We start from the raw sequence: 24,308 nt of genomic DNA, 5'->3' as shown, positions 1-24,308 counted from the left end.
CATGATGAACCTCTTTCTTTATTATACTTTTTCCGATCCAAAGCATCCTCTCACGGTCATCGTAACGGCGCATAACCAAGCCGATTCAGCTCTTCCGCAATCACGCGATAACCACGGCTGTTCGGATGTATCCGGTCCAGCGAAAGCAGTGCCCGTTCATTGCCTTCGAATATGGGATAAATGTTCGCTACCCGATAATTCGGCCCGCCCAATGTATAGAGAAACGAGTTGTATTGGCGCACATATACTCCCGCCTCCCTTACTCCTGGAAAAGGATTATATAACCCCACCATTCGGATGATAAATGGCTCACGCTGACCGGACTTTATTTGATACAGGGCATGTACAATTTGGCGTACATATTCTTTGGTATGATTCAGCGCTTGCGGAATGGAAGAACCCGACGCGCCTGGGCTTCCAGCAAGTGTACTGATATATGGACGCAGATCATTCCCGCCGATCGTCACCGTTATGAGTTCAGCCCGGCTGATTGCCGACCGAAAAAGCGGATTGTTGCGGACCATGGACAGCAGCTCCTGCGATGTCAATCCGTTGATTCCCAGATTCTCGTAACTGACTGGCATACGGAGATGTCTTTCCGCCATTCGCCGATAGACAGGTACAAAGCCGCCACTCAGCAACGTCCCTGCACCTGTCGTTAAAGAATCTCCAATCGCTGTGTAGTGATACGCCAATGAAACCCACCTCCCTCCGACATAACATATATTATGTAGAAAAAAGGAAGTGGGACACGGAGATTCGCTTATTCTTCGTCTATTTCATATATACAATGGAATTGCCCACCATCTGGCAAATCCTCCGATCCATATACGGCAAAACCCACGTTGCGGAAGAAATCTGCCCCCTCCGCATCTGTGTCCACCGTAAGTCGCTTCGGGCTACGCTCCTTAATAAGCGTAAGCAACATCCCTCTGCCGTAGCCTCTATGACGATTTTCAGGTAATACAGCCAGATGATGGAGCACGATCGTTCCATCCTCCCGCTCCTCAAAACCGACAACACCTACAATAAGTCCTTCATCTTCCACACCGAACAACTTCCATTCATCCGAGGCTTGATAAGCACGCAAAGCCGCCTCTCCGCGTTCAGGATGATCAAGCACAGCGTAGGTAAGGAGCTCCAGCACCTCCTCACGATCTGAATCTGGTTTTATATTTTTAAACATCGTTAGTCGTCTCTCCTTATAATCTGAAATGAGGTTATACTTTAGTTTTCCACAATAAGCAACGGCCAATTATCTAGCCACTGTTTTTCAAATACACGCTGACGAAAAGCCGTAGTGTGACGGAACAGGGGGCTTTGGCGTACCCGCATATCCAGCAGATCTTCCAACCCATACGGACAAATAACCTCCATTTGATCCTTGGCATTCAATCGAATGGCTACAGCTGTTGCCGTCTCTGGCCAGCGGCTCATCGCATCCTCTATCGAGGAATACGGAGCCTCCCCGTTGCGAATATGCATCCGAGCTTGATTTTTGACAGACCAGTTGCGTCCTGCCTGTTTACGATTCAAGGACTGCTCCAGAAACTCATCTCGTTCCTCTAGCGTATTTTTAGGGTCAAAATAAATAACATCGATATCGTTTAGAGGTGTAGCCGTTGTATAGCCATGAAGCTTGTCCCAAACCCGGTTTCGTACATAGCCCGCGGCTATACAGCCTTGCGGAAGCTTCAGCTCTCGCACATAACGCAAGTCTTCCAAGACCTGTGGATCATTCATATATTGTATAATTCGTAGCACATCTTCTTCCGACTTCATCCTGTACTCAGCTCCCTTTTTTTATGATGATAGTTGCTGCACAGACTCCCCACCTTGAGCCGCGAACCGGGCTGTACGCTGCGCCAAACGGCGGCGTGCTACCAGCAGGAACGGAATACCGATCACAACCGACAGTGCAACCGGAACAAACACGGCAAGCGGTGCTGTTTGACCATAGATATCCAGCAACCAGCCACCAAATAAAGGAGCCAGTACACTACCCAAATTATTAAAGCCGATCGTACCGAAGTAGGTCCCTTTATATTGGACATCAGCAATTTGATCAATCAGTACGTCCAGCATCGTGAACAATAATACTTCGCCTACTGTAAACAACACCATATCCAGTATAAACATCCAGCCTGAGTTTAGCATACCGCACAGCAGCAAGCTGACTGCAATACATATATTCCCTGCTATTAAGGAATTCACTGGAGAAAAGCGGCTTGCCAGTCGTACCAGTGGATACTGAAAAGCCAATACGCAAACCGCGTTGACCGTTAGCATGTATGTAAACCACCGGGTACCTTCCTCGAAGGACAACGATAAAAATTGAGGCATTGTCGAATTGGAATGAGCATAGCCCATTACGCAGAATACGGTTCCCAACAAAATCGGCATAAATACGGGATCTCTGCTGGCTGTTCGGAACGCCTCACCCATCCGCAGCGGAGCCTCGCCTGCGGTTGTGCCTACATGCAGATCTGCTGCATACCGAGTAAATTGGATCAACAGCAGCACCCCGTACAGAGCATACACACCAGCGGCTACCATAAACGGCGTACCTGTAGATGCCGATCCCAACATCAAACCAAGCAGCGGTCCTGCCACCACACCAACATTAATCGCCGCATATCTCATGTTATAGACGAGCAATCTTTTCTCCTTGGGGGTTACATCTGATAATAGCGCCCGCGAAGTTGGCTCGAACAAGGATCTGCATAGTCCGTTCAGAGCATTAATGACAAAAAAAGCCCAAGCCGCTTCTGCCAACGCAAAAGCGACGAATACAAGCGCCCAACTCGCGATGGATACCAGCATCACCTTACGCCGTCCGATCCGATCTGAAATATATCCACCGTAAAAGCTGGCAAAAATGCCGACCAGCGAGCTGACCGATACGATCACCCCCGTATGAAAGGGGGAGACCCCCAGACGGGTGGTCAGATAAATAGACAAAAATGGGATGCTCATAGAGGTCGCCATCCGACCAAAAATCGTACCCGCTATAATTGTCCAGGCCAGCGGGTGAATGGAACGCAGCTGTTCTTTCATATATATATCTTAGGTCCTCCTTCTAGGTACAAGTCTAACAAGGGGGAATCAGTCTAGACTGGTGAATATAACGTTCCAGCTCTAAGCACGTTGCCTGATAGACAGACTGGAGCGCAGACAACTTCACTTGCGTATTCTCAAGTCGGTTCTCCCGTGCAAGCTGTTCAATATCAGACAGCAACTTGGACAAACGCCCGACCCCTAGACTCACGCTGCCTGATTTCAACTCATGAGCAGCCTCTACTACTTTTGTGGCTTCGCCCGCAGCAACCAATTCTTTTAACTTGTTGATTTTGGCAGGTGTATCACTAGTATACATTTCAACCAATGACTCGAGTAATCCCGTGCTACCATCCTCATCCAGCAACATAATTTCCCGAATAACATCCTCATCCAAAATAGGCTCGGATTCCGGAACGGGTAGCCATTTGACGAGCTTTTCTGAGAGATTTTCAATCGTCACCGGTTTCGTCAAGTAATCGTTCACTCCAACCTCCCGCCCACGAGCCTGGTCTTCCTCGGACACATTTCCGGTCAAAGAAATGATCGTTACGGGCGGCTGTTGGTTTTCTACTTCCCACTGGCGGATCGCTTTCGTCGCATCGTGACCATTTAGCAGAGGCATATGGTGATCCATTAGAATGCAGGCGTAGGATCGTTCGGAGGCCGCTCTTACTGCGGCTTTCCCATCCTCGGCAAAGTCAATATGCTGGAATCCCAGGTGGTTAAGCTGTAATTGCACCACTTGACGATTCACCCGATTATCCTCAGCCACCAAAATAGCTTGAGAAAGACTATGCTCACGAAGCAATTCGCTACGTGCCGTCAATTCACCATTTTCATGTTTCTCTATTTTATCTGCCTGTCCTGATGCCTTCCTGAAGGGAATTTCAAACCAAAACGTGGAGCCTTGGCCTTCTTCGCTGACGACCCCAATCTCTCCCTGCATAAGTTTCACAAACGAGCTGCATATCCACAGTCCCAGTCCCGTTCCTCCATATTGAGAGGCGCCGCCCTCACCAGCTTGCACATAAGGCTGAAACAGCTTGTCCTGATCCTCCGGTGAAATCCCGATGCCCGAATCCTGTACTTCAAAACGAACACGTTGGGAATCTTTTGTTTCCTCAACCAATTTTGTCCGAACAACAAGGTTCCCTTCACTTGTAAATTTATTCGCATTGTTCAACAGATTAAGCAAGATCTGCATGATCCTTGCCGAATCTCCTTCGAGATGCTCTGCCACGCCAGGATCAGTCTCTATACTCAACTGATTGCCCATCTGATAAATTTGCGGCTCCAACAACTGGGCAACATGGCTCATAATCGCTTGAACTCTGACATTTCCGATCTCCAATTCCATCTGTCCTGCTTCTACTTTGGATATATCGAGCAAATTATTAATCATGTTTAGCAGCAGAGAGGCCGACTCACGTATCACACCGATGGCCTGCCGCTGATCTGGAGACAGTTTGGATGAAGCTAACATTTCGATCATCCCCAGAATTCCGTTCATTGGCGTTCTAAATTCATGACTAACCACGGCGAGAAAAGTGCTCTTCAGGTCATTAGCCCGTATCGCTTCTTCCTTTGTCCGCTTTAATTCCGCATTGCTTTTGGCAAGCTGACGTTGCAGATTGACCAGCTCGTTGTTCATTGCTGAAAATTCATTCAGCAGCTTTTCTTCCTCAGCTTTGCTTTTCAGAACCTCATCCGTTAATTGTTCGACCGTTCTCCGCAGGACAGCCATTTCTGCTGTCGGTTCCTTCATATTAAAAGGCCCCCTTTACAAAATGACTTACGGGTTGCCAACACTAACATTATCTCTTGAGCGAAAGTATGCCCTCTGCTACCTCCAGCGCTTCCTCCGCACCTGGTGCATATCCATCCGCCCCAACTTCCTGCCATAAGTGTGAATCAAGATTAAAGGGCAAGCCACCGACCATAATTTTCACATGCCTGGTAGTTGTATTTTGACGGATAACAGTAATCAACTTTTTCACCAGATGGACATGGTAAGCCATGGTAGCTGAGATAGCTACCACATCTGCGTTGTAACTCACAATGGCCTGAAGCAGGCTCCGATCAGGTACATTAGCACCTAAATAGTACGTATCCCAACCATCCATTTCGAATATATCAGCCAGCATACGCAGACCTATTTCATGCTGCTCGCTGCCTACGCATGCTGCTACAAGGTTGCGTCCCTTATTTCCAGTACCTATCCATCTGGGATACAGGCTGGAAATAATAAACTGAGTCGCAGCAGTACAAAAATGTTCTTGGCCAACCGTGATTTTGCCTTCATGCCACAGACGACCTATTTCATATTGCGAAATTTGAAAAATATATTTATAAGTATGTTGAATAGACGTACCTTCATCAAGCAAATGAACGATCCAATCCAAAGCCTGTCTGCGATTACCTAAAAGTAAATATTCCAAATATTGAGCCACATCTGCAGCATAGGGATTATCATCTGTAATAAAAGAGGCGTACTCCTCCTTCTTCCCAATTTGCTGTATCCCCAATTCCAGATGCATCAGCACCGTCGTTTTATCCGTGTGATGAAAGTGCTCTACCAACGTCTCCCGAATTAATTGAAAATTGATGATCAAATCTTCTTGGGTTATGCCGAAACCTTCTAGAAGTCTCTTTAACCAGGAAACATAATACGTAAATAAAATAGGACTGTTCACAATTACACTTTCAGCTAAATAATTCAAACTATATATGGAGTCCTGTTTTGTCTTTATTTTACCGTTGTCCCCAAAGCGCTCCAAAAGATCTGGCTGTAATTCGTATTGTTTATGGGTAACTAGTTCAGCCAAGCCTCCTGCTTGCATTAATAGCGACTCACCTGCGGTATATTGCTGTATACTCATGTACAGCTCCTTCCCCGACAAGGTATTTGTATATGAAACAGGTTCTAGGGATGACCTCAGATCGAGACTATTAGACAATTATACCTGATTTGCGTACCTACTGCTCCAAAATTAGACAAAAAAATAAAATACCGAAAAGTCGGTATTTTATCTCAAAGCTGAATTAACCAGAATATGCAACACTTATGATCCGTTACTCTTCTGTCCCTCAGCTGTTAGTCCAAGCTTTTTTAGCAGATGAATAGCCTGCTCCTTCTCTTCCACGGATAAGCCATCCACAGTCTCCATAATAACACGATGATGCTGTGGAAATATTTGCTCAAAAAAATGACGTCCATCGTCAGTCAATTCTGCATAAATTACACGCCGATCATCTTGTGACGCACGGCGAGTAAGCAGGTTTTTTTTCTGAAGTTTATCCACCACATACGTAATATTCCCACTGGAGATCAGTACCTTTTCTCCAATTTTCTGCAAAGGCTGCGGTCCGCGATAATACAGCAGGTCAAGCACACCAAATTCAGTTGTATTTAATCCATGACTATGAATGTCCCGATTCGTGCGAGATGTGACCGAATTATAGGCACGTGCCAGAACAACGAACAAATTAAGCGCTAAGTCCTGATCATCTGGTTTTACAGACATATTAACAGCCTCCGTTACTCATATCTTTATTCAAAGATATCTTAATTGCGTACTTTTGTCAAGTTTAAGCGCTTCCCTTCCTGCTCTTACGCTCTGTTATTGTAGGAATTACCATCTATTATGCGAAAATTGCCGTTCATTATGTAAAAAAAGCCTGCCCTCGACCAGTCATTAAACACTGATATCGAGAGCAGGGCGATTATGATTCAGTTCTTAATTTCTTACGTAAAAATACATAGGCAACACGTCCGCATAATACTCCCAGCACATTCAGTATGATGTCATCCACATCCATCGTACCTGCGCCCAGCAGCATTTGGTTTACTTCGAGAATGACCAATGCGGCCACCACCACTAACAGCAGCCTGCCTACCTTGCGCATAGACACCCAAATGATCGGCAAAAGAACACCGAAGGGAATGAACACACCAATATTCCCAAGCAAATTAACACCCCATACCCGAAAAGGGGACGAATACATTGCCCGCCAGTATCGCCCGATCGTATCCAATGGAACCATATTATATGAATACGGAGGTCCTGGCCGTAAAGTACGACCAAAACCGAGAAACATCCAATATAATAGAAGCCCTGTATATAATATCAATAACACGAATGCCACATTATAAAACAGACGGTTACCAGACATTATTTATTCCGTACGTCAATTTGTCCATTAGCTCGTGCGATAATGACTTGGTCCGCCATGTTAATGAACAGTCCATTATCGACTACACCCGGAATTTGATTCAAGCGAATTTCCAGCTCCTGCGGGTTCTCGATCGTACCATAGCGACAATCGGCAATATAATTACCGTTATCCGTAAGGAAGCGCTCGCCGTCTTTCATACGCCATTCCGCTTTACAACCCGTCTGCCGCAGAGCCTCCAACGTCCATTCACTGGCAAAAGGTACCACCTCGACCGGCAAAGGGAATGCGCCCAGTACCTTCACATCCTTGGACTCATCCACAATTATGATTAATCGGTCGCTATTGCTTTCCACAATTTTCTCTCTCAGCAGAGCACCGCCTCCACCTTTCACCAATACCAGTTGCTCATTCACCTCATCTGCACCATCAATGGTAACGTCAAGCCTTCCAATTTGATCAAACGGAATGATGGGAATACCCAGCCCCCTAGCCTGATCCTCCGAGGCTTGGGATGTAGCTACAGCCTGTATATGTAAACCTTGTGCCACACGCTCTCCGATTTTTTGAATAGCCCAATAGGCTGTCGAGCCTGTACCAAGTCCTACTTTCATGCCATCCTGTATCGCCTCAACTGCTTTTTCGGCCGCTTTTTGCTTCAAATTCATTATCATCTCTCCCGCTATATAGGCTAGTGTTGATCAACATCTATTTTATATGAGAACGCTTTATAAAGACAGAGACAGCTTTTTACCATAACAAAGACTATTTTCATCGTATTCATACTCCCCAAATCGTTCAATAGGTTCGTACCCTTGCTTGGTATAGAAGGCAATTGCCTCAGGTTGAGCCGCTCCGGTCTCTAGTTTAATCCTTACAACTCCCCGCTTTCTGGCTTCCTCTTCCAGAAAAGATAATAGGCTGACCGCAATTCCTTGTCTGCGATAAGAGGAATCGACATAAAATCTCTTAAGTTCCATCTCTTCCGCATCTATAGGCCTAAGCCCTCCGCAAGCAACCGGTTTTTCATCCACATACACAACAGCGAAAAACATACTTTTAACTTTTGGATTGGAAAAATCGACCAAGTAAATTTGATCAGCAGGATACCTTTCCAGTAAGTCTTCATCCAGCCTATGAATCAAATGATGCAGATCCGCGTGATTGCTCTCAACCTTTAAAATCGTAAGCTTGGACACTCTTCTCTTCCCTCTTCTCTTTGCATAGATACATGGACTCATTTCGCAAACAATTCACGTAAACCGCGATAAATCAAGCATTTGCGGCTTCAAATATGAAAAATGTCCCAAATTGATAAGTGCATTTGACTCTATTATAAAGTATGATGGTTTCTGTTGAATAGTTGCTTATGGACTGAAATGAACTTGAATTTCAAGCGTGAGTATAAATTGGAAAATACTGAAATACACACAACGTTTACCTATTAAAAATTAATTTTTTATTGTGTTAGGTATTCATTTCAAGAGCTTTTCGTACGACATATATATAGGGATATCTTACTTGTCCGAAAAAGACTTAAGACCTATTATTAAAAAATCAAGGGTCAATTATCTCTATTTATTGTGTTTGTAAGGGGGACTTGATTATCTCATTCGATAAGCGGTTCAACACCATATACAAAAATACTACCAGGGAGTGGAACATTTTGAAAAAGTGGAGTAGCTTATCATTCTTCACCAAAAACTTATTATTATCCTTCTTCAATATCGTATTGATCGGGCTAGTGCTTATTGTGTCTAGCTATTTGATCCAACGTACGATTTTGATTGACCAATTGCATGGGCAAGTGGAAAAAATCACATTGAAGTGGGCGCAGGGCATTAATTCCGATGAAGTATCCCAAGCGGTTCAAGAAAAAAATTATGATGGACCCATTCAAACCAAACTCCGTACCTATCTAGATAACATCATGGCCACGAACCCGAATATCTCTCACGCCTATATTTTCGGAACAGAGCTGGAAAATGGGAATCAGACCTCCATTGTCGCAATGCCAACAGATCTGAGAGAATCATTTGAAAAAGATAAGATGGGTGTCGGCGCTATGTACGAGCAACCCAATGTCGTGGCTGTAGGGGTAACTAGCATGCTGGACTCCGGCAAACCTACATTCACCAGTTTCTACGATGACTCTTTTGGTACTTGGACGACTTTGATGACGCCGATTAAAGATCCTAGTGGCAAAATCTTTGCTTATTTTGCGGTCGATGCTGATGCTGGGGCTGTACCGGCTGGATTGACTAAGCTGCTCATTAGCGGCGCTACCATTTTGGTGATATTCCTACTGATCTGCCTGGCGCTTCAATATTGGGTAGTAAAACGCACACTGTCTCCGATTAAGCAACTGATGTACGGTATCAGTGAAGTAAGCAGAGGAAACCTGGATGTTCAAATTCATACTGGCCAGGATGATTTGGGACTCGTGAATCAGAACTTTAACGATATGGTAAGCCATATTAACAGCATAATGACCAAAGTGAAGCAGACTACTGATGAAGTCAATGAATCTGCGAAAGAATTACTCGCAATCTGCGAGCAAAACGGAATCAATTCCAACATCATCAACCAAAATATCAATGAAATTACGGATAATATCCGTTCACAGGAAAAAGCGACAGGCGATAGTGCACGAGCTATGGCTGAAATGGCATCAGTTATCCAAAATATTGCTACCAGTTCTTCCAATGTGGCCGAAGAAGCCAATTCAGTAGAGAAGCGTTCCAATGAAGGTAACGAGATTGTAGATAAGGTATCATCCCAAATGCATTTGATTACCGATTCAGTAACGAATACTTCCCGTATCATCAAGTTGCTGGACAGCCGTTCACAGGAAATTGGCAATATCATTAGCACCATTTCAGGTATTTCTAGCCAAACGAACCTGCTCGCCCTGAACGCTTCTATAGAAGCTGCGCGTGTCGGTGAAGAAGGTAAAGGCTTTGCCGTTGTGGCCAATGAAGTACGCAAGCTGGCAGAACAATCTGCGGAGGCAACTAAACAAATTACTTCTTTGATTGAAGAAATTCAAAGTGAAATCGGACAAGCTGTGAATTCGATGGAGCAAGGGAACGTTGAAGTTCAAAACGGTATTGTCGTGGCTGGACAAGCAGGCGAATTGTTCAATGATATTCTTCAAGCAACTAAAAATCTAGCATGGCAAATCCAAGAAGTATCCAGTGCTACGGAGCAAATATCTGCGGGGACACAGGAAATGACCGCGACAGCAGACGATCTTTCCTCCACCGTAACCAAAACAGCCAATAACAGTGTTCACATTATGCAAACGGTAGAGGAACAAAAAGCTTCTTTGGATTCTATCATCGAGTCATCCCATAAGCTGACTTCCATGTCTGAAGAGCTTCAAGAAATTACATCTTATTTCAAAATTGCAGACACAAACCGTACCAAATCATAATATCCATTTATCGATTTCAATGTATATTTCATAAGTAAGTCGTTCGGTAATGCCTCCCTCCTGTTCATCCATTTGAAGGGATCGGAGGCATTTACTAAATTTACAACTTATATTGAAACACCAAACATTCAGGAGGTTAGCGTAATGGCTTCATTACTACAAAACAGCACACAGACAGCTCCATCCCCATTCCTAGTTCCCTTGGATTTTGCACGTATACAGCGCAAGTATACATCCTCTACTTATCAAGTAGAGTTAGGAACATCCATCTCGGACCAACTGAATCAACAAAAAGTTGCGGAAGACAAACAGGCGGTGCTCTTATCAGCGTATACTGCATGGTTATATCGTCTATCCGCAGAGGAAGAAGTTTCTTTCTCTACTTTTATGCCTCAATCCGGTCTGCTTACAGCATCGTTGACAGTTGAAAAGGAAACGACTTTTCATGAACTGGCAAGCTTATTTCAGGAGATGCTCCGTGAGCCTCATGCATTCCTGGCAGAACCGCAAGCCGATACTTCATTTTCAACAACACTACCTACAGACAGCGGTGTAGAATCCCGTATTATGGACTGGGCTGTCAGTGAGAGCAATGGCACTTATCAAATACAGATTCGATATGATCAATCACTCTTGCTGGAAACAACGGTGGTCCGCTACGCTGAATACTTTGTAACCCTTCTGCGTGGTGCACTCAACAACAGCCATGCACTTGTGAATTCCATTGACATATTATCGGACGCAGATCGAGCTGCTCACGAAGCTTTAAATAATACAGTCGTAAAATATCCTGAGCATCAGACGATTCACGGAATGTTTGAAGAAGCGGCTTCCCAATACCCTGATCGTCCAGCTATTGCTTCCCATACTGGTGAGTATACGTACCGTGAATTGAACGAGCGTGCTAACCAAGTTGCACGTGTTTTGTTATCCAAAGGTCTCACCAAAGGTGAATTCGTGACCATCTTCATGGAACGAAGCTTGGAGACCGTTATTTCCCTGCTCGGCATACTGAAAGCCGGAGGGGTCTACGTTCCTGTTGATCCCGCTCACCCCGCTGACCGGAGTAGCTACATTGTCGAGGACACGCGTTCTCCATTTGTTTTAACAACTTCCGCACTCACCCAACAAGCGGCTGAACTATGCGGGTCAATTGAAACCGTAAAAGAAATATTAGCTATTGACGGACCACTGGCAGGTTATGCAGCCAGCAATCCAAACGTTGATGTAAGTCCAGATGATCTAGCTTATGTCATCTATACCTCCGGTTCTACAGGCAAACCAAAAGGTGCCCTGATCGCTCACCGCGGTGTCGTTAACCTGGGAGCTGTCGTACAACGCGATTGTGACATTACGCCTCAGGATGTATTGACCCAATTCGCCACCTATAGCTTCGATGCTTCTGTGTGGGATACGATTGGGGCCTTGTTTTACGGTGCAAAATTGTACTTGCTGTCTTCCGAAGAGCGCGTATCTGTTGAAGAATTCGCTGAAGCCATCGAACGTACGGGCACAACGATTATTACTATTTTGCCAACCGTATTTTTTAATCAGCTATCTACGTACCTGTCAGACGAAGGTTATCGTAAACTCGCAAATGTTCGAATTGTTACTGTAGCAGGCGAAGCGCTGTATGGCTCACAAGTTCGGGCCTTCCAAAGCAAATTCGGTACAGATACCGACATCGTAAACGTATACGGACCTACCGAATGTACCGTAGCGACGACGACCCATCGAGTCCGTGGTGCCGTACCTGAGCATGTCGTTAATATCCCGATCGGCAAGCCGATTTACAATTACAAAGTGTACATCGTTAACGACGATAACAAGCTCTGCCCTGTCAATATTCCGGGCGAAGTATGTATTGCTACGCCTGCGTTGGCCCATGGCTATCTCCACCAGCCGGAGCGTACAGCCCAATCGTTCGTGGACAATCCATTTGTCCCGGGTGAGAAAATGTACCGTTCGGGGGATATCGCCAAGCTACTGCCAGACGGTACGATTGAATACGTAAGCCGGAAGGATTCGCAGCTCAAAATTCGGGGGAACCGGATTGAAATAGGAGAAATTGAAGACCATTTCTCCAAACATCCAGGTGTTCAGGACGTAGCTGTTGTTGCCGTCAAGGATCACACAGATCAGAATATGTTAGTTGGCTATTTCACCACTTCGGACGGACAGACCATTCCACAGGACGTTATTCAGTCTTATATTGGAGGCAAGCTGCCTTCCTATTTTGTACCGACCCATGTTGTTCATCTGGAAGCCATGCCTATTTCACCAACTGGCAAGATCGATCGTAAAAAGTTGGCCCTGCGGCCACTTCCTGAAGTGTCTGATGTTACGTCCAGCGGGGAACCTCTCCGCGAAGGAACTGAAACACTGATTGCCGAAGCTTGGACACAAGTGCTTGGTAAAAATAACATTGGCGCGACCGACGATTTCTTCCTGATCGGAGGCGATTCGCTTCGTGTCATTCATGTGCTGGCTATTCTGAAGCCGCGTTATGGCGCGCTGCGTATTGGAGACTTCTTCCGCTACAAAACTGTTCGTGAGCTTGCTGAATATGTAGAGCAATTAGGTACAGAACAAGCGCCTCAGCGCAAGTCACTCGCGATTTCTCAGGAAAAAACAGATTTGAATGAACATCCTATTGAGTTGCCTGGCACTTCAGATTTAGCTGAAATCCGCGACTTGCGCGTGATTTTGTTGACCGGAGCCACGGGATATCTGGGTTCACACATTCTGTATGACCTGCTCCACCGGACAGAAGCCAAAGTATACGCAATGGTACGCCCTTCTCAGGACGGTCCATCTGGCTTTGAGCGTATTCAATCCGTATTGACAGGATATTTTGGTCAAGATATCTCCAGCTTGATGGAAGGACGGGTGAAGGCTGTCTATGGGGATCTAGAGCAAGCTGATCTTGGTCTCTCTTCTGTCGACCGCCATATGCTAGAGCACCACATCGACGGTATCATTCACAGCGCCGCTGACGTTCGCCATTTTGGTGATTCGGCAACCTTCGATCGCACGAATGTGACCGGAACATTGGAACTGCTAAAAATCGCTCAAGCTAAACCAGGAGTCTCCTTCCATCACGTTTCCACTATGGGAATACCAGAGGATCTTGCAAACGAAGGAAAATGGGAATCAACATTAGAACTCTCTGCCTTCCCAGATGAACTGCACGTGGACAACCTGTACACGAACAGTAAACTTGCGGCAGAGAAGCTATTATTCCAAGCAGCTCAAGCAGGTACGCCTGTCTCGATCTACCGTGCCGGTAATTTGACCGCCCATTCGGCCAACGGACGCTTCCAGCGTAATATCGACAGCAATGCTTATTATCGTATGATGAAAGCGATGCTGCTGCTGGGCAAAGCTCCACAAGCCGATTGGCAAACAGACTTTACACCGATTGATTACGCCAGCCGTGCTATTGTAGAACTGTCCGTCAAGCAAAAAAGTGCGAACCGCATTTTCCACATCTGTAATCCGAACCCACTGCCATATGATGAACTGATCGCTATGGTAAACCAGCTCGGTTACGCAGTAGAAACCCTGCCTTTTGACGATTACAGCGCTTGGCTGCTGAATCCGTCTTCTGGCATTCAGGAAGATGCACTTCACCTTGCTATGGGACAACTCGAAGGTGATGGCGCCAAGGATTCGGCCTACCGTTACGGCTGCTCTGTAACCACAGCTCTGCTGGAACAAGCTGGCGTTCAGTGTCCGGTAACCGACCTGGAGTTTATTCGCAATATGATCGAGCATGCTGTCGAGATCGGTTACTTCCCGGCCTCATCTTCGGTATCTGCACAAGCAACACAGAGGTAACAAAGTTGTGATATTTCCCCCGCGTGTTTTCGGTATGATAGACTAGATTTTGCTAGTTTCATATTTAGTATAAACCTCTATACTTTCAGAATTTTTTGCATGCGGGGGATGTCATTCAATGAAACACACTTTTTTAAAAAGAACATTGCTAATCATAAGCTTGGTAGCTATTCTAGGGATTTTGGTGTATGAAGCACGTAGCATTTATCACACGCCTGTAGTCAAAGGAACTCATCGTACACGCACTGCTAATGCAGATCGACTGGTACGCCATTTATTTTCACTGACGCCTACACCAGATAGGGTATATTACCAAAACAAAGTCATTGTCCTGATGTATCATGAAGTGACCAAGACTCCACCTGATCCCGGTGCTCTCAAGCTTAGTAATTTAACGAAACAGTTGGACGAAATGAAAGCAAATGGCTTTCATTGGATCACCATGAAAGAGTATACAGATTTTATTTTACATAAAGGCAAAGTTCCCGATAATGCGGTCCTTATGACATTTGACGACGGATATGAATCCTTTTATACGGACACTTTTCCCGTGTTGAAGAAGTATCATGTTCCGGCTACCAATTTTCTCATTACATCCACAATCAGCAATCCTAAACATATTGGTATACCTAAGCTGACATGGGATCAAATTCATCAGATGCATGCAGAGGGCATTGATTTTTACAGTCATACCAATGACGAGCATTCGTACGGATACTCCAACACCACGCGCACCAAACAAAAACCGCTTCTGATGGGTCCGGTGTATTCGAAAAAGCTGGGGCGAATGGAAACCGAGGAGGAGTTCAAACAGCGGGTTTATACCGATTTGGACATGGCTGATAAGAAGCTGTTCAAACATCTACACAATGATCAGAATGTACTGGCCTTCCCTTATGGTGGGTATACCAAGGAGACATTGGAAATTTGCCGCTCCTTGGGAATTGACGTTACGTTCACGGTGAAACGAGGAATTAACTCGCCAGGACAAACGAATGGCTATCGCGTCAATGCAGGTGGAATACACAATATTCCCGAAGTATTGGTACAATATATGAAAGAAGGGGCTCCCCTTCGCCCACTTCCTTTTGCCCAAGGTCCGAATGAGGCATCCTGAACACCATAGTTTATTTAAGAATAAAAAGAACCTTTACAATCATTTTATGTCAGGATTGTAAAGGTTCTTTTGTTGTATGATTTCGAGTTTAGGGCCAGATGCGAATTAGCGCAATCACAGCTAGATGTGCCGGATAAAAGCTGCGCCACAACCAACGCGGTACCCGACGATAAAATCCGCTCTCCTCAGTGGCAAAACATACAATCAGAATGCTGGACAGCAGACTAAAGTGCTGAATATTCGCATGGTGTACCATATCATACACAACATTCAAAACAAAATGGGCAGCAATCATCATATATGAACGGGTGTATCGATAAATGAGAACAAGCAGCAGACCATAAGCTCCGTAATCCATCTGGCTGAGCTCCATAAATAGCGCTGTGAGGACGTACAGACCCGTTACAGCCACCCAATGCTTCATGCGAGATGCAGCAGACAGCGCGAGCAACGACGCCAGCAGCGTCCAGATCACATTGAGTCTATGCACATCAAATGCCAGCATATAGGGCACCTGGGAGATTAGGGCCAGCCCGAGCAGGCGAAGCATGTAGCTCCGCATATTTCGAGTACGGGTATAGCCCATATAGAGGGCGTACGCATAGATTGGAAAAGCAAGCCTGCCGCCAATTCTCCAAGCCGGATCTGTCGGAAAAAACACAAGTCCGACATGGTCAATCAGCATCGTCAGCATGGCCAACCAGTACATATAAGGCCCCCTTATTCATGTTTTACGTCTTTTCTTCCGTCAAATTCAGAATGGCGTTCATAATATCCGTTTTCGTAACCCGCCCTACCAACCCCTGAATTGGAGCCGAGGAGGTACATGGCTCGTCCAAAACAGGAAGACAATTAATCTGATGCCGAATCAATCTCGATATTGCTTCCAATAAAGAATCTCCTGGAGCAAGCGTCGTCATTTGGGCCCGGCGAGTCATAGCCATGGTCACCGGAACAGTGTGAAGATCAGTATGTCCCAGCATGACCTTCAGTAAATCTTTGCGGGTAACAATACCAATGAGCTCCTGCTCCTCCCCTGTGACCATCAGCGTGCCTGTATTTTGCTGAAACAGCATCAATACCGCATCATAGGCGGTAGCATCACCTGATATCAAAATCGGATCACTTAGTATATCTGCCACAGTCATCTTTTTGAGCATACTGCCGATATGGCTATCATATTTTGGATAACGCCCTGGCAAGTAGCCCACCTTTGGTTTGGCATCTACTAGCCCGAGCATAACGAGCAAAGCAAGGTCAGAACGCAAAGTCGGCCGCGATAGTCCCAGCTCTTCAGCGATTTTATCCCCTGTAACAGGCGCCAGACGCTGGACAATATCTACAATTTCCCGCTGTCTTTCTGACAGTTGAATAATGATTACCTCCTTATGGAATGGGGTAGTATACATTATAAATGAGCACAGATCAGTAAATTTCAGGATGTTTCAACAATTCATCAAATTTTAATCATAGACCGCTTGTTTTCAAATTTAAAATGTGTCACAATTAAAGATGTAATACATACTAATTATAAGTTTAACGTGTGCAATATGCTACATTTAAATGAACATAATGTACACCATATGATATGTATTATGTACTATATAAACCTGAGGAGGAAAATCAAATGAAATTTTTCTTGGATACTGGTAACATTGAAGAAATCAAACGTATTGAACGTTTGGGTCTGGTTGATGGTGTAACAACCAACCCTTCCCTGATCGCTAAGGAAGGTCGAGTGTTCAAGGAAGTCATTCAGGAGATTTGCAGTATCGTTGAAGGTCCCGTAAGTGCTGAAGTAATCGGCCTCAAGGCTGAGGATATGCTTACAGAAGCTTATGACATCGCAAAATGGGCACCTAACGTGGTGATCAAGCTTCCTATGACTGAGGACGGTTTGTACGCTTGTAACGAGCTGACCAAGAACGGAATCAAAACGAATGTAACACTGATTTTCTCCGCAGCTCAAGGTTTGATGGCAGCCAAAGCTGGCGCTACTTTTATCAGCCCGTTCGTAGGACGTCTGGATGATATCGCTGTTGACGGTATGAAGGTGATCCGCGATCTGAGACAAATTTTGGACATTCATGGTCTGAAATCGGAAATCATCGCTGCTTCCATCCGTAACATTAAGCATGTAGAAGATGCTGCTCTGTCTGGTGCACATATCGCCACCATTCCAGGTTCCTTGCTTCCTTCCCTGTGGAAACATCCGCTGACAGACAGCGGTATCGAACGCTTCCTTAAGGATTGGGAAACTGTACCTAAAGCTTAATTCGCCAGTCATGGCAAACTATATTGTACTAATACCCCAACAGCCCGTTTTTACGGGCTGTTTTTTGCACTTCTTTTGACAAAACAACTTGTTGTCCATATAATTGTTATAACAACTAATTAATTTCAAAGTATCCCTGTACGGAAAAATAGAAAGGAGTGCCCTATGAACAATTTGCCTCCCGATTGTTCTATTGGGATGTTGCTTGGGATTACTCATCGCAAAATGAGTCAACAGCTCTTGCATCGTCTTAAACCTTATGATATTTCCCCAGAGCAATGGTCGGTTCTATACCAAATCTATCAAGCCGAGGGTTTAAATCAGAAAGAAATTGCAGCTAAGGCCGTAAAGGATCAGCCCACTACGACCCGTATTATTGATTTGTTGGACAAGAAGGGCTGGGTACGACGTGTGAATAGCCCGCAGGACCGCCGGGCCTATTTGCTTCATTTGACTGAAGCTGGTCGACAGCTTGTGGAGGAGACCCTCCCCGTCGAACGGGATGCCAACCACGATTTTGTAAAAGGAATTTCCTCTGCCGATCTAAAGCAATTCCGCCACATTCTTTTACAAATTCATACCAACATGACTGAATCAGAAAAACAAGGAGAGAACGATTAATATGCAACAAGGCAAGCAACCTCTTTGGACCAAGGAATTTATCGTTCTTACGGTTTCCAATTTATTTTTGTTTCTGGAACTACAGATGATTGTATCTTCCATTCCTTCCTATGTGAAAAATGCATTCCATGCTACCTCCGTGCAGGTCAGTCTTGTTACGACTTTGTTCGCATTAAGTGCAATTGTCGCAAGACTTTTTTCTGCCCGTATGCTGGAAAAAGGACATCGCAGCGCCCTGATCTTCGTTGGACTGCTGTTTGCATTAGCAGGAACGCTGGGATATAGTGTTTCACCGACAATTGCGGTGCTCCTACTCATGCGTATGCTGTTTGGGATTGGCTTTGGTATGAGCAGCACTGCCTTTCCAACAATGGTCACTGACGTCATCCCTCCCAAACGTCTTGGTGAAGGAATGGGATTTTTTAGTCTGTCCACAAGTTTAGCGATGTCTATTGGGCCAACTATCGGTATTTCGATGCTGCAATACGGCAGTTTTAACCTGCTTGCCTATTCGACATCCGCTGTCATTGTTGTCATTTTCCCTCTAGCTTACTGGCTCATTCGCACACTGCCTAAGGGGCACGTCGAACCACCTATGGTTCCTTTGGAAGAAGGGCGCAAACCAGCATTTAACCGTAAATTGTGGATCCCTGCCTTGTTGAACATGTTGATGTCTATCACATATGGCGGGTTGCTCGGTTTTATGGCGCTTTATGGAGATGAAGCTAATCTTGCGCACCCGGCTTACTTTTTCCTGTTTAATGCGGTATCTATACTGATCGTACGCCCCTTCTCGGGTCGTATATATGATAAAAAAGGGGCAAAGGCACTGCTCATCCCCGGTTCCCTGTTTCTCATTGGCGGTCTGATCCTGCTTTCCTACGCACACAGTGACGCCTTTATGTATCTGTCTGCTCTTTGCTACGGTATCGGGTTTGGTGTTATGCAGCCAACGTTGCAAACCTGGATGATTCAGGTTGTGTCACCTAAACAGAGAGGCATGGCAAACGGTATGTTTCTCAATTCCCTCGATTTCGGGGTCGCAGCCGGAGCGCTTATACTTGGCGTTATCGCCAAAGCCAGTGATTATGCATGGATGTATCGTCTTTCGTCGCTGTTTGTTGTGTTGTTCTTGCTGATTTATGTCATTCAGATCATCGCAAGCCGCAAGCCTAAAACAAATGTCCCTCTGGAGGGATAAGACTATTCTTTAAAATGAATATCCATCTATACTTGCTCAAGCAGAAAAAGCACCCGTTACCATAGCTTTATTTCATGGAAAACGGGTGCTTTTTCATTTTGCAATTTATTTATATTTCGCAGGAGTTTTGTGTCTAAGCTTAGAAGAAAGAGGCTTTTCTCGAGAAATGTATGTCATTCCCTCACTCTTATTGCTGCGATCACTGGATTTGTCCCCTGCTGGTTCATCCTGTTCTGGCTTGACCGCAAATAGCATCAGCAGAGCCGCAATTCCCCCCACTGCGGCCATGACGCCAAAAAGCAGACCATGTCCACTGCGGCCTATCAGCAAAGATACAACCGGAGGACCTAAAGATACTCCGACAAAGCGCATGCTGCTGTACAAGGAAGTAATGGTTCCGCGCTCCTCTTTTTCAATTCCCTTGGTAATCAGTGCATCCAAACAAGGGAGTGCGAGCCCAATACCGCCGCCCCCTAGCGTAAACAGGCCAATCACCGCATAAATATGTTGAAAAAATCCGAGAATGGCAAAGCTAATCGTCAATATGGCCAAACCTCCAAAACCGATCCATTTCATACGTTTTTTGTGCTTGCCAATAACTTTGCCACCTAAATAAGAGCACAGACAGAGGGAAATAAGCGGGATAGCCAGCACAAAGCCCTTCCAGACGCCATGGAGGTTGTAGCGACTTTCCAGTATGTCGGATAAGTAGAACAAGACGCCAAAAATGACAAACATGCAAATACCGCCCATAGCAAATATAGCGTAGAGCCAGCGTCCCTTTTCGGCAAGCACCTGCTTCACATTCCCCACAAATTCTCGAAACATAATCGGTTGATTTTTACGCTTGGGCACATGGATCAGCCAAATGACCAAAATAAGCGAAATCAGACAGAGACCCGGAATCACTGCCAATGGCAAAAACCATAGCACAGCGCCCAACGCAGCACCGAGAATCGGACTTAATACTTTACCGAATGTGTTGTAGGTCTCGACTACCCCCAGGTTCTTGCTGGCTTCATCCTCGTTCTCGTACAGATCGCCTACAAGCGGAATAACTATAGGAAAAGCACCTGCCGCTCCTGCGCCCTGAAGTAGTCGACCTGCAATAATGGTCCAGTATGCTGCCAGGTCATGAAGCAACCAAGCTCCCACCGCAGAAATTCCCCCTCCGATCACAGTCAGAATCAAACAGGGAACAATCACTGCTTTACGGCCAAATCGGTCGGATAGATAGCCCGCAATCGGTATCAGTAAAATGGCCACCACCGCATACACTGTAATCAACATGCTAATCCGAAAGGAGCTTACATGTAGCTTACGTCCGATTTCCGGTAAAACCGGAATCAGCATGGAATTACCCAGCGTCATCATCAGCGGGATGGAACCTAATGCAACCAGATTCCCTTTATTTTGTTGCATCCCGTTACCACCTTTGCAAAAGTAATAACACACAGCTGTCCAGATTCGTTCAACAGATGTTATTGTGTTTACATTGGTGGGAATTTATACGGCTATACTTTAAAACCACCGACCCTTGCGTTTAGCAATTGCGACATATCCGCCACAGTATGAATGGACGATGCAATTTCCTCCATGGAAGCCAGTTGCTCTTCAGCCGCCGCACTGACGCTTTGGGTTCCTCCTGCCGTCTGCTCCGCTACTTCACGGATGCGTTCCGCGGCCTTCACCATTCGCTCAGATCCACCGGACATTTGTTCTACAGACCGGTTTACACTGTGAATCTGCTCGCTGACTTGTTGAATGGAACTTCCAATCTGACGAAATGCAGTTTCAGCGGATTGCATGACCTTTACGCCAGATTGCACTTCAACTGTTCCAGACTGCATCGTTGAAGCGACATGCCCAACATGCTCCTGAATATTTTGCACAAACTGTGTGATTTCTGCTGCTGAAACCGATACCTGCTCGGACAATCTTCTTACCTCAGAGGCCACAACAGCAAATCCTTTACCCTGTTCTCCCGCTCTTGCCGCTTCAATGGACGCATTAAGCGCCAGCATTCCAGTCTGTTTAGCAAATCCGGTAATAACAGATCCAATCATGCCAATCTGCTCCGCTTGTTCACTAAGTGAACGTACAGCACGTGCAGAGCTGTCTACACTTTCGCTTACCTTCTCCATCTGACGCATAGCCTGACCAATCGATTGTTCCCCTGCTTCTGCATCTTTAGCAGCTGTATCAGACAATTCATATACCTGCTCGCTTGTGGCAGCAATCCGTTCCAGCTCGTTGGCAAGCTCTTTTATGGTATCTGTAGTTTGTGTAATATCATCGACCTGATGCTCCATACCCGTCGCAAGCTCTTCCATTACACCGGAGGTATGACGATTGGCCTGATTCATTTCCTCAGTACTGACGTTAACACGCTCTGCGGTTACGGTTAATGTACGAGCCGTATCCTGAGCATCCACAATGATATTGCGGAACCCTTCAATAAGCTTGTTGTAGGAGCTCGCAATCATACCGATTTCGTCTTTGGACGTAATATCCAGTCTACTTCGCAAATCTCCTCCACCTTGAGACATTTGCAACAGCTGCTCATTCATATGGTGTAATGGACGAATAGAACGAATCAAAACGATAGATTGAGCAATACTGTAAATAATAACCAAAAGCCCTACAATGCTCGTAATTAAGGTTGTATTCGTCATCGTTTGATGCGCCTGCTGTATTTTCACCGTTACCATATCTTCCTGCGCTTTGACAAATGCTACCACCTTGGTATCAAGTTGCTTGCGCAAAACCCGTTCGTTTTCAAAATCATCGAGCAATTCAGAAAATGGAGGGAAGGCATCATCTCTTGTACTCTTATACCCCGCTGTATTCAGTAGACTATGAACTTGATTCATATAGGTATTAATCCCTGTTTTGAGATCAGTCATCTTCTTCTTTGTATCCTCATTGCCTGTATTGAGCAGAGCTTCTGTCTCCTGTAACAACTTTGCAACTTCACTTTGCTTGTTTCCGATCTCGTTCCCATACTGTTCGTCACGAGTCAACAAATATGCCCGCTCATCATTGGATATCCCGTTTAACAAAAATTGCAGAGACTTGGAGTTATACGCAATCGCCTCTTCACGGTTCATAATATCTTTGTACTCATTCTCACTATGTACACTTAAAATGTAATTGGTCAGCAGCATGGCAGCAATCACACTTGGGATCAGTATCGCGCTGAGAATCATTTTGGTCTTAATTGTTAAGTTCATGAATTGGTCCCCCAGTTGTTTCAAAATAAAATGTTCAACTTACTATATATCGTTTTATTGATCTGTTTTTTTAAATGAAACCGAAAAAGTGTATAGATTTTCAAATATATTTGTGTCTTTTTAGTGAACATATATATATTTATTAATATCAAAAAACAAAAAAATTCAAATTAGGGAAAAAGATAAGAACCATTATTCGTTTATACTTGTCGGATTCGGATGATTAAAAATGATATACTATGTAATGGTATGCTATAAGCCTCAAGGAGGATCTGCATGAAAAGTCTGGAGCTCAAACCACTTATTCACGTGCTTAACGAGTTGGAAACCCGTAGCTGTCTTATTGAGCAACAGGGACATACGATCATGGATTACTACCGTGAGCCTCAATTCGCCAACGAACTCTATAAAATAAATTCCTGTACCAAAAGTGTGATTTCTGCATTAGTTAGTATTGCTATGGATCAACGACTGGTACCCAAACCAGAGACACCGATCCTCGAATTTTTCCCCCAGTTAGCCAAAGACAGTGACCCTCGAAAGCGTGATATTACGATTGAACACCTGCTGACGATGTCTGCTGGCTTTAACTGGACGGAATTTGGGGGACAAAATTCTTTTCCTACCATGAGCAAAACGTCCGATTGGGTGCAATTTGTGCTTTCACAGCCATTATCGGATATACCAGGTACGCGAATGGAGTACAGCTCTGGCTGTTCTCAACTTTTGGCCACCTTGCTGCGTTCTGCCTCTGGACAAGCCGTTGCTGAATTTGCCGAGGAGCAATTATTCCAGCCACTTGGTATCGATAACTATCAGTGGGAAACCGATCCGCAAGGCACTCACACCGGGGGCTTTGGGCTGCATCTCAGACCGCTGGATATGCTCAAATTCGGGCGACTTTATCTGAACGAAGGAAGCTGGGAAGGACGGCAGATCATCCAGACAGAGACCGTCCGATATTCGATCCGTCCATTTCTTCCAGCCTCCAAACCACAAAAAGCATATTACGGCTGTCACTGGTGGGCTTCTTCCTTTTCAGATGAGAGAGAGACAGGAACGGAAACAGACTTTTTTTACGCACTCGGCTTTGGTGGGCAATACATTATTGTGGTCCCCTCTTATGACTTGGTAGTTGTCCTCACGGCTGATAAATTTAAAAAGAAACAGACTCCTGTGGATATTTTCCGGCAGTACCTTGTACCACTACTACTTCAGCAAAATGTATAGGGTATGATATCAATGCTAAAGTTGAAGATATTCTTTATCGGATGCCACATCAAAAAGGGCTCGCCTGTTTGTATCAGGCAAGCCCTTTTTTTTGCAATATAATCGCTACAATATAATCTATC

The 24,308-nt window shown here is 45.2% G+C and carries 21 protein-coding genes; 7 read left to right on the top strand and 14 right to left on the bottom strand.

Annotated elements, in window-relative coordinates; all coding sequences use genetic code 11:
* Window positions 1–56: 56 nt before the first annotated feature.
* The 10 genes from EGM68_RS09735 to EGM68_RS09690 form a co-directional block, all read right to left on the bottom strand.
* On the bottom strand, window positions 57–695 hold the full coding sequence (locus tag EGM68_RS09735; protein ID WP_058829455.1) for an SGNH/GDSL hydrolase family protein: 639 nt from the start codon (window positions 693–695) through the stop codon (window positions 57–59).
* A 68-nt stretch (window positions 696–763) separates the two neighbouring features.
* Window positions 764–1,186, bottom strand: coding sequence for a GNAT family N-acetyltransferase (locus tag EGM68_RS09730; protein WP_013370606.1), 423 nt, complete (start codon window positions 1,184–1,186; stop codon window positions 764–766).
* 41 nt (window positions 1,187–1,227) lie between these two features.
* The gene (locus EGM68_RS09725) at window positions 1,228–1,782 is read right to left on the bottom strand and encodes a nucleotidyltransferase family protein (RefSeq protein ID WP_129549092.1); all 555 of its coding nucleotides are present in this window, start codon (window positions 1,780–1,782) and stop codon (window positions 1,228–1,230) included.
* Between the two features lie 21 nt (window positions 1,783–1,803).
* Window positions 1,804–3,057: an MDR family MFS transporter gene (locus EGM68_RS09720; protein ID WP_025677927.1), complete on the bottom strand. Its 1,254-nt coding sequence runs from the start codon at window positions 3,055–3,057 to the stop codon at window positions 1,804–1,806.
* 34 nt (window positions 3,058–3,091) lie between these two features.
* On the bottom strand, window positions 3,092–4,825 hold the full coding sequence (locus EGM68_RS09715) for an ATP-binding protein (protein ID WP_129549091.1): 1,734 nt from the start codon (window positions 4,823–4,825) through the stop codon (window positions 3,092–3,094).
* A gap of 49 nt (window positions 4,826–4,874) precedes the next feature.
* A complete protein-coding gene (locus EGM68_RS09710; RefSeq protein WP_129549090.1) occupies window positions 4,875–5,939 on the bottom strand; it encodes a cobalamin B12-binding domain-containing protein in 1,065 nt (354 codons plus the stop codon).
* Window positions 5,940–6,122: 183 nt separating this feature from the next.
* Window positions 6,123–6,584 (bottom strand): MarR family winged helix-turn-helix transcriptional regulator, encoded by a 462-nt coding sequence (locus EGM68_RS09705; RefSeq protein ID WP_013309820.1) that lies wholly within the window; start codon window positions 6,582–6,584, stop codon window positions 6,123–6,125.
* Between the two features lie 199 nt (window positions 6,585–6,783).
* Window positions 6,784–7,233 carry a VanZ family protein gene (locus EGM68_RS09700; protein ID WP_043885922.1) on the bottom strand — a complete coding sequence of 150 codons (450 nt, stop codon included), beginning with the start codon at window positions 7,231–7,233 and terminating at the stop codon, window positions 6,784–6,786.
* A complete protein-coding gene (rpiA, locus tag EGM68_RS09695; RefSeq protein ID WP_013370599.1) occupies window positions 7,233–7,901 on the bottom strand; it encodes a ribose-5-phosphate isomerase RpiA in 669 nt (222 codons plus the stop codon). The genes EGM68_RS09700 and rpiA overlap by 1 nt, the downstream gene beginning before the upstream one ends.
* A gap of 60 nt (window positions 7,902–7,961) precedes the next feature.
* The gene (locus tag EGM68_RS09690) at window positions 7,962–8,432 is read right to left on the bottom strand and encodes a GNAT family N-acetyltransferase (RefSeq protein ID WP_129549089.1); all 471 of its coding nucleotides are present in this window, start codon (window positions 8,430–8,432) and stop codon (window positions 7,962–7,964) included.
* Window positions 8,433–8,899: 467 nt separating this feature from the next.
* On the opposite strand from EGM68_RS09690, the gene EGM68_RS09685 reads away from it, so the two are divergent.
* The 3 genes from EGM68_RS09685 (at window position 8,900) to EGM68_RS09675 (ending at window position 15,626) form a co-directional block, all read left to right on the top strand.
* Entirely contained in the window at window positions 8,900–10,669 is a 1,770-nt protein-coding gene (locus tag EGM68_RS09685) for a methyl-accepting chemotaxis protein (RefSeq protein ID WP_013370597.1), read from the top strand.
* 144 nt (window positions 10,670–10,813) lie between these two features.
* A complete protein-coding gene (locus tag EGM68_RS09680) occupies window positions 10,814–14,509 on the top strand; it encodes a non-ribosomal peptide synthetase family protein (RefSeq protein ID WP_129549088.1) in 3,696 nt (1,231 codons plus the stop codon).
* A 118-nt stretch (window positions 14,510–14,627) separates the two neighbouring features.
* Complete coding sequence (locus tag EGM68_RS09675; RefSeq protein WP_090735597.1) at window positions 14,628–15,626, top strand: polysaccharide deacetylase family protein; 999 nt, start codon at window positions 14,628–14,630, stop codon at window positions 15,624–15,626.
* An 88-nt stretch (window positions 15,627–15,714) separates the two neighbouring features.
* On the opposite strand, the gene EGM68_RS09670 is transcribed toward EGM68_RS09675, so the two are convergent.
* Together EGM68_RS09670 and EGM68_RS09665 are read right to left on the bottom strand one after the other, a co-directional pair.
* On the bottom strand, window positions 15,715–16,335 hold the full coding sequence (locus tag EGM68_RS09670) for a TraX family protein (RefSeq protein WP_129549087.1): 621 nt from the start codon (window positions 16,333–16,335) through the stop codon (window positions 15,715–15,717).
* Window positions 16,336–16,357: 22 nt separating this feature from the next.
* Window positions 16,358–17,035, bottom strand: a complete 678-nt coding sequence (locus EGM68_RS09665; RefSeq protein ID WP_240664146.1) for a CBS domain-containing protein — start codon at window positions 17,033–17,035, stop codon at window positions 16,358–16,360.
* A 218-nt stretch (window positions 17,036–17,253) separates the two neighbouring features.
* Here EGM68_RS09665 and fsa point away from each other — a divergent pair, with 218 nt between their 5' ends.
* From fsa to EGM68_RS09650, 3 genes are all read left to right on the top strand, one after another.
* Complete coding sequence (fsa, locus tag EGM68_RS09660; protein WP_129549085.1) at window positions 17,254–17,901, top strand: fructose-6-phosphate aldolase; 648 nt, start codon at window positions 17,254–17,256, stop codon at window positions 17,899–17,901.
* A 165-nt stretch (window positions 17,902–18,066) separates the two neighbouring features.
* Window positions 18,067–18,522 (top strand): MarR family winged helix-turn-helix transcriptional regulator, encoded by a 456-nt coding sequence (locus tag EGM68_RS09655; protein WP_013370591.1) that lies wholly within the window; start codon window positions 18,067–18,069, stop codon window positions 18,520–18,522.
* A gap of 1 nt (window position 18,523) precedes the next feature.
* Complete coding sequence (locus EGM68_RS09650; protein WP_129549084.1) at window positions 18,524–19,723, top strand: MFS transporter; 1,200 nt, start codon at window positions 18,524–18,526, stop codon at window positions 19,721–19,723.
* Between the two features lie 105 nt (window positions 19,724–19,828).
* On the opposite strand, the gene EGM68_RS09645 is transcribed toward EGM68_RS09650, so the two are convergent.
* Together EGM68_RS09645 and EGM68_RS09640 are read right to left on the bottom strand one after the other, a co-directional pair.
* Window positions 19,829–21,145 carry an MFS transporter gene (locus EGM68_RS09645; protein WP_058829444.1) on the bottom strand — a complete coding sequence of 439 codons (1,317 nt, stop codon included), beginning with the start codon at window positions 21,143–21,145 and terminating at the stop codon, window positions 19,829–19,831.
* Between the two features lie 92 nt (window positions 21,146–21,237).
* Window positions 21,238–22,956, bottom strand: a complete 1,719-nt coding sequence (locus EGM68_RS09640) for a methyl-accepting chemotaxis protein (protein ID WP_129549083.1) — start codon at window positions 22,954–22,956, stop codon at window positions 21,238–21,240.
* A 276-nt stretch (window positions 22,957–23,232) separates the two neighbouring features.
* Here EGM68_RS09640 and EGM68_RS09635 point away from each other — a divergent pair, with 276 nt between their 5' ends.
* A complete protein-coding gene (locus EGM68_RS09635; protein WP_129549082.1) occupies window positions 23,233–24,186 on the top strand; it encodes a serine hydrolase domain-containing protein in 954 nt (317 codons plus the stop codon).
* Window positions 24,187–24,308: the final 122 nt, after the last annotated feature.

It is taken from the genome of Paenibacillus sp. M-152, assembly GCF_003856555.1.
Lineage (GTDB): Bacteria > Bacillota > Bacilli > Paenibacillales > Paenibacillaceae > Paenibacillus > Paenibacillus polymyxa_C.
The sequence above is the reverse complement of the archived record's forward strand: the minus strand, read 5'-3'. Positions and strand labels throughout refer to the sequence as shown.

What these genes read in the sequence shown, in the direction of transcription:
- EGM68_RS09635 (WP_129549082.1), top strand. Translation starts at nt 23,233, where the DNA reads ATGAAAAGTCTGGAGCTCAAACCACTTATTCACGTGCTTAACGAGTTG.
- EGM68_RS09710 (WP_129549090.1), bottom strand. Translation starts at nt 5,939, where the DNA reads ATGAGTATACAGCAATATACCGCAGGTGAGTCGCTATTAATGCAAGCA.
- EGM68_RS09655 (WP_013370591.1), top strand. Translation starts at nt 18,067, where the DNA reads ATGAACAATTTGCCTCCCGATTGTTCTATTGGGATGTTGCTTGGGATT.
- EGM68_RS09670 (WP_129549087.1), bottom strand. Translation starts at nt 16,335, where the DNA reads ATGTACTGGTTGGCCATGCTGACGATGCTGATTGACCATGTCGGACTT.
- EGM68_RS09665 (WP_240664146.1), bottom strand. Translation starts at nt 17,035, where the DNA reads ATGTATACTACCCCATTCCATAAGGAGGTAATCATTATTCAACTGTCA.
- EGM68_RS09640 (WP_129549083.1), bottom strand. Translation starts at nt 22,956, where the DNA reads ATGAACTTAACAATTAAGACCAAAATGATTCTCAGCGCGATACTGATC.
- EGM68_RS09720 (WP_025677927.1), bottom strand. Translation starts at nt 3,057, where the DNA reads ATGAAAGAACAGCTGCGTTCCATTCACCCGCTGGCCTGGACAATTATA.
- EGM68_RS09675 (WP_090735597.1), top strand. Translation starts at nt 14,628, where the DNA reads ATGAAACACACTTTTTTAAAAAGAACATTGCTAATCATAAGCTTGGTA.
- EGM68_RS09650 (WP_129549084.1), top strand. Translation starts at nt 18,524, where the DNA reads ATGCAACAAGGCAAGCAACCTCTTTGGACCAAGGAATTTATCGTTCTT.
- EGM68_RS09680 (WP_129549088.1), top strand. Translation starts at nt 10,814, where the DNA reads ATGGCTTCATTACTACAAAACAGCACACAGACAGCTCCATCCCCATTC.
- EGM68_RS09725 (WP_129549092.1), bottom strand. Translation starts at nt 1,782, where the DNA reads ATGAAGTCGGAAGAAGATGTGCTACGAATTATACAATATATGAATGAT.
- EGM68_RS09700 (WP_043885922.1), bottom strand. Translation starts at nt 7,233, where the DNA reads ATGTCTGGTAACCGTCTGTTTTATAATGTGGCATTCGTGTTATTGATA.
- rpiA (WP_013370599.1), bottom strand. Translation starts at nt 7,901, where the DNA reads ATGAATTTGAAGCAAAAAGCGGCCGAAAAAGCAGTTGAGGCGATACAG.
- EGM68_RS09705 (WP_013309820.1), bottom strand. Translation starts at nt 6,584, where the DNA reads ATGTCTGTAAAACCAGATGATCAGGACTTAGCGCTTAATTTGTTCGTT.
- EGM68_RS09645 (WP_058829444.1), bottom strand. Translation starts at nt 21,145, where the DNA reads ATGCAACAAAATAAAGGGAATCTGGTTGCATTAGGTTCCATCCCGCTG.
- fsa (WP_129549085.1), top strand. Translation starts at nt 17,254, where the DNA reads ATGAAATTTTTCTTGGATACTGGTAACATTGAAGAAATCAAACGTATT.
- EGM68_RS09730 (WP_013370606.1), bottom strand. Translation starts at nt 1,186, where the DNA reads ATGTTTAAAAATATAAAACCAGATTCAGATCGTGAGGAGGTGCTGGAG.
- EGM68_RS09715 (WP_129549091.1), bottom strand. Translation starts at nt 4,825, where the DNA reads ATGAAGGAACCGACAGCAGAAATGGCTGTCCTGCGGAGAACGGTCGAA.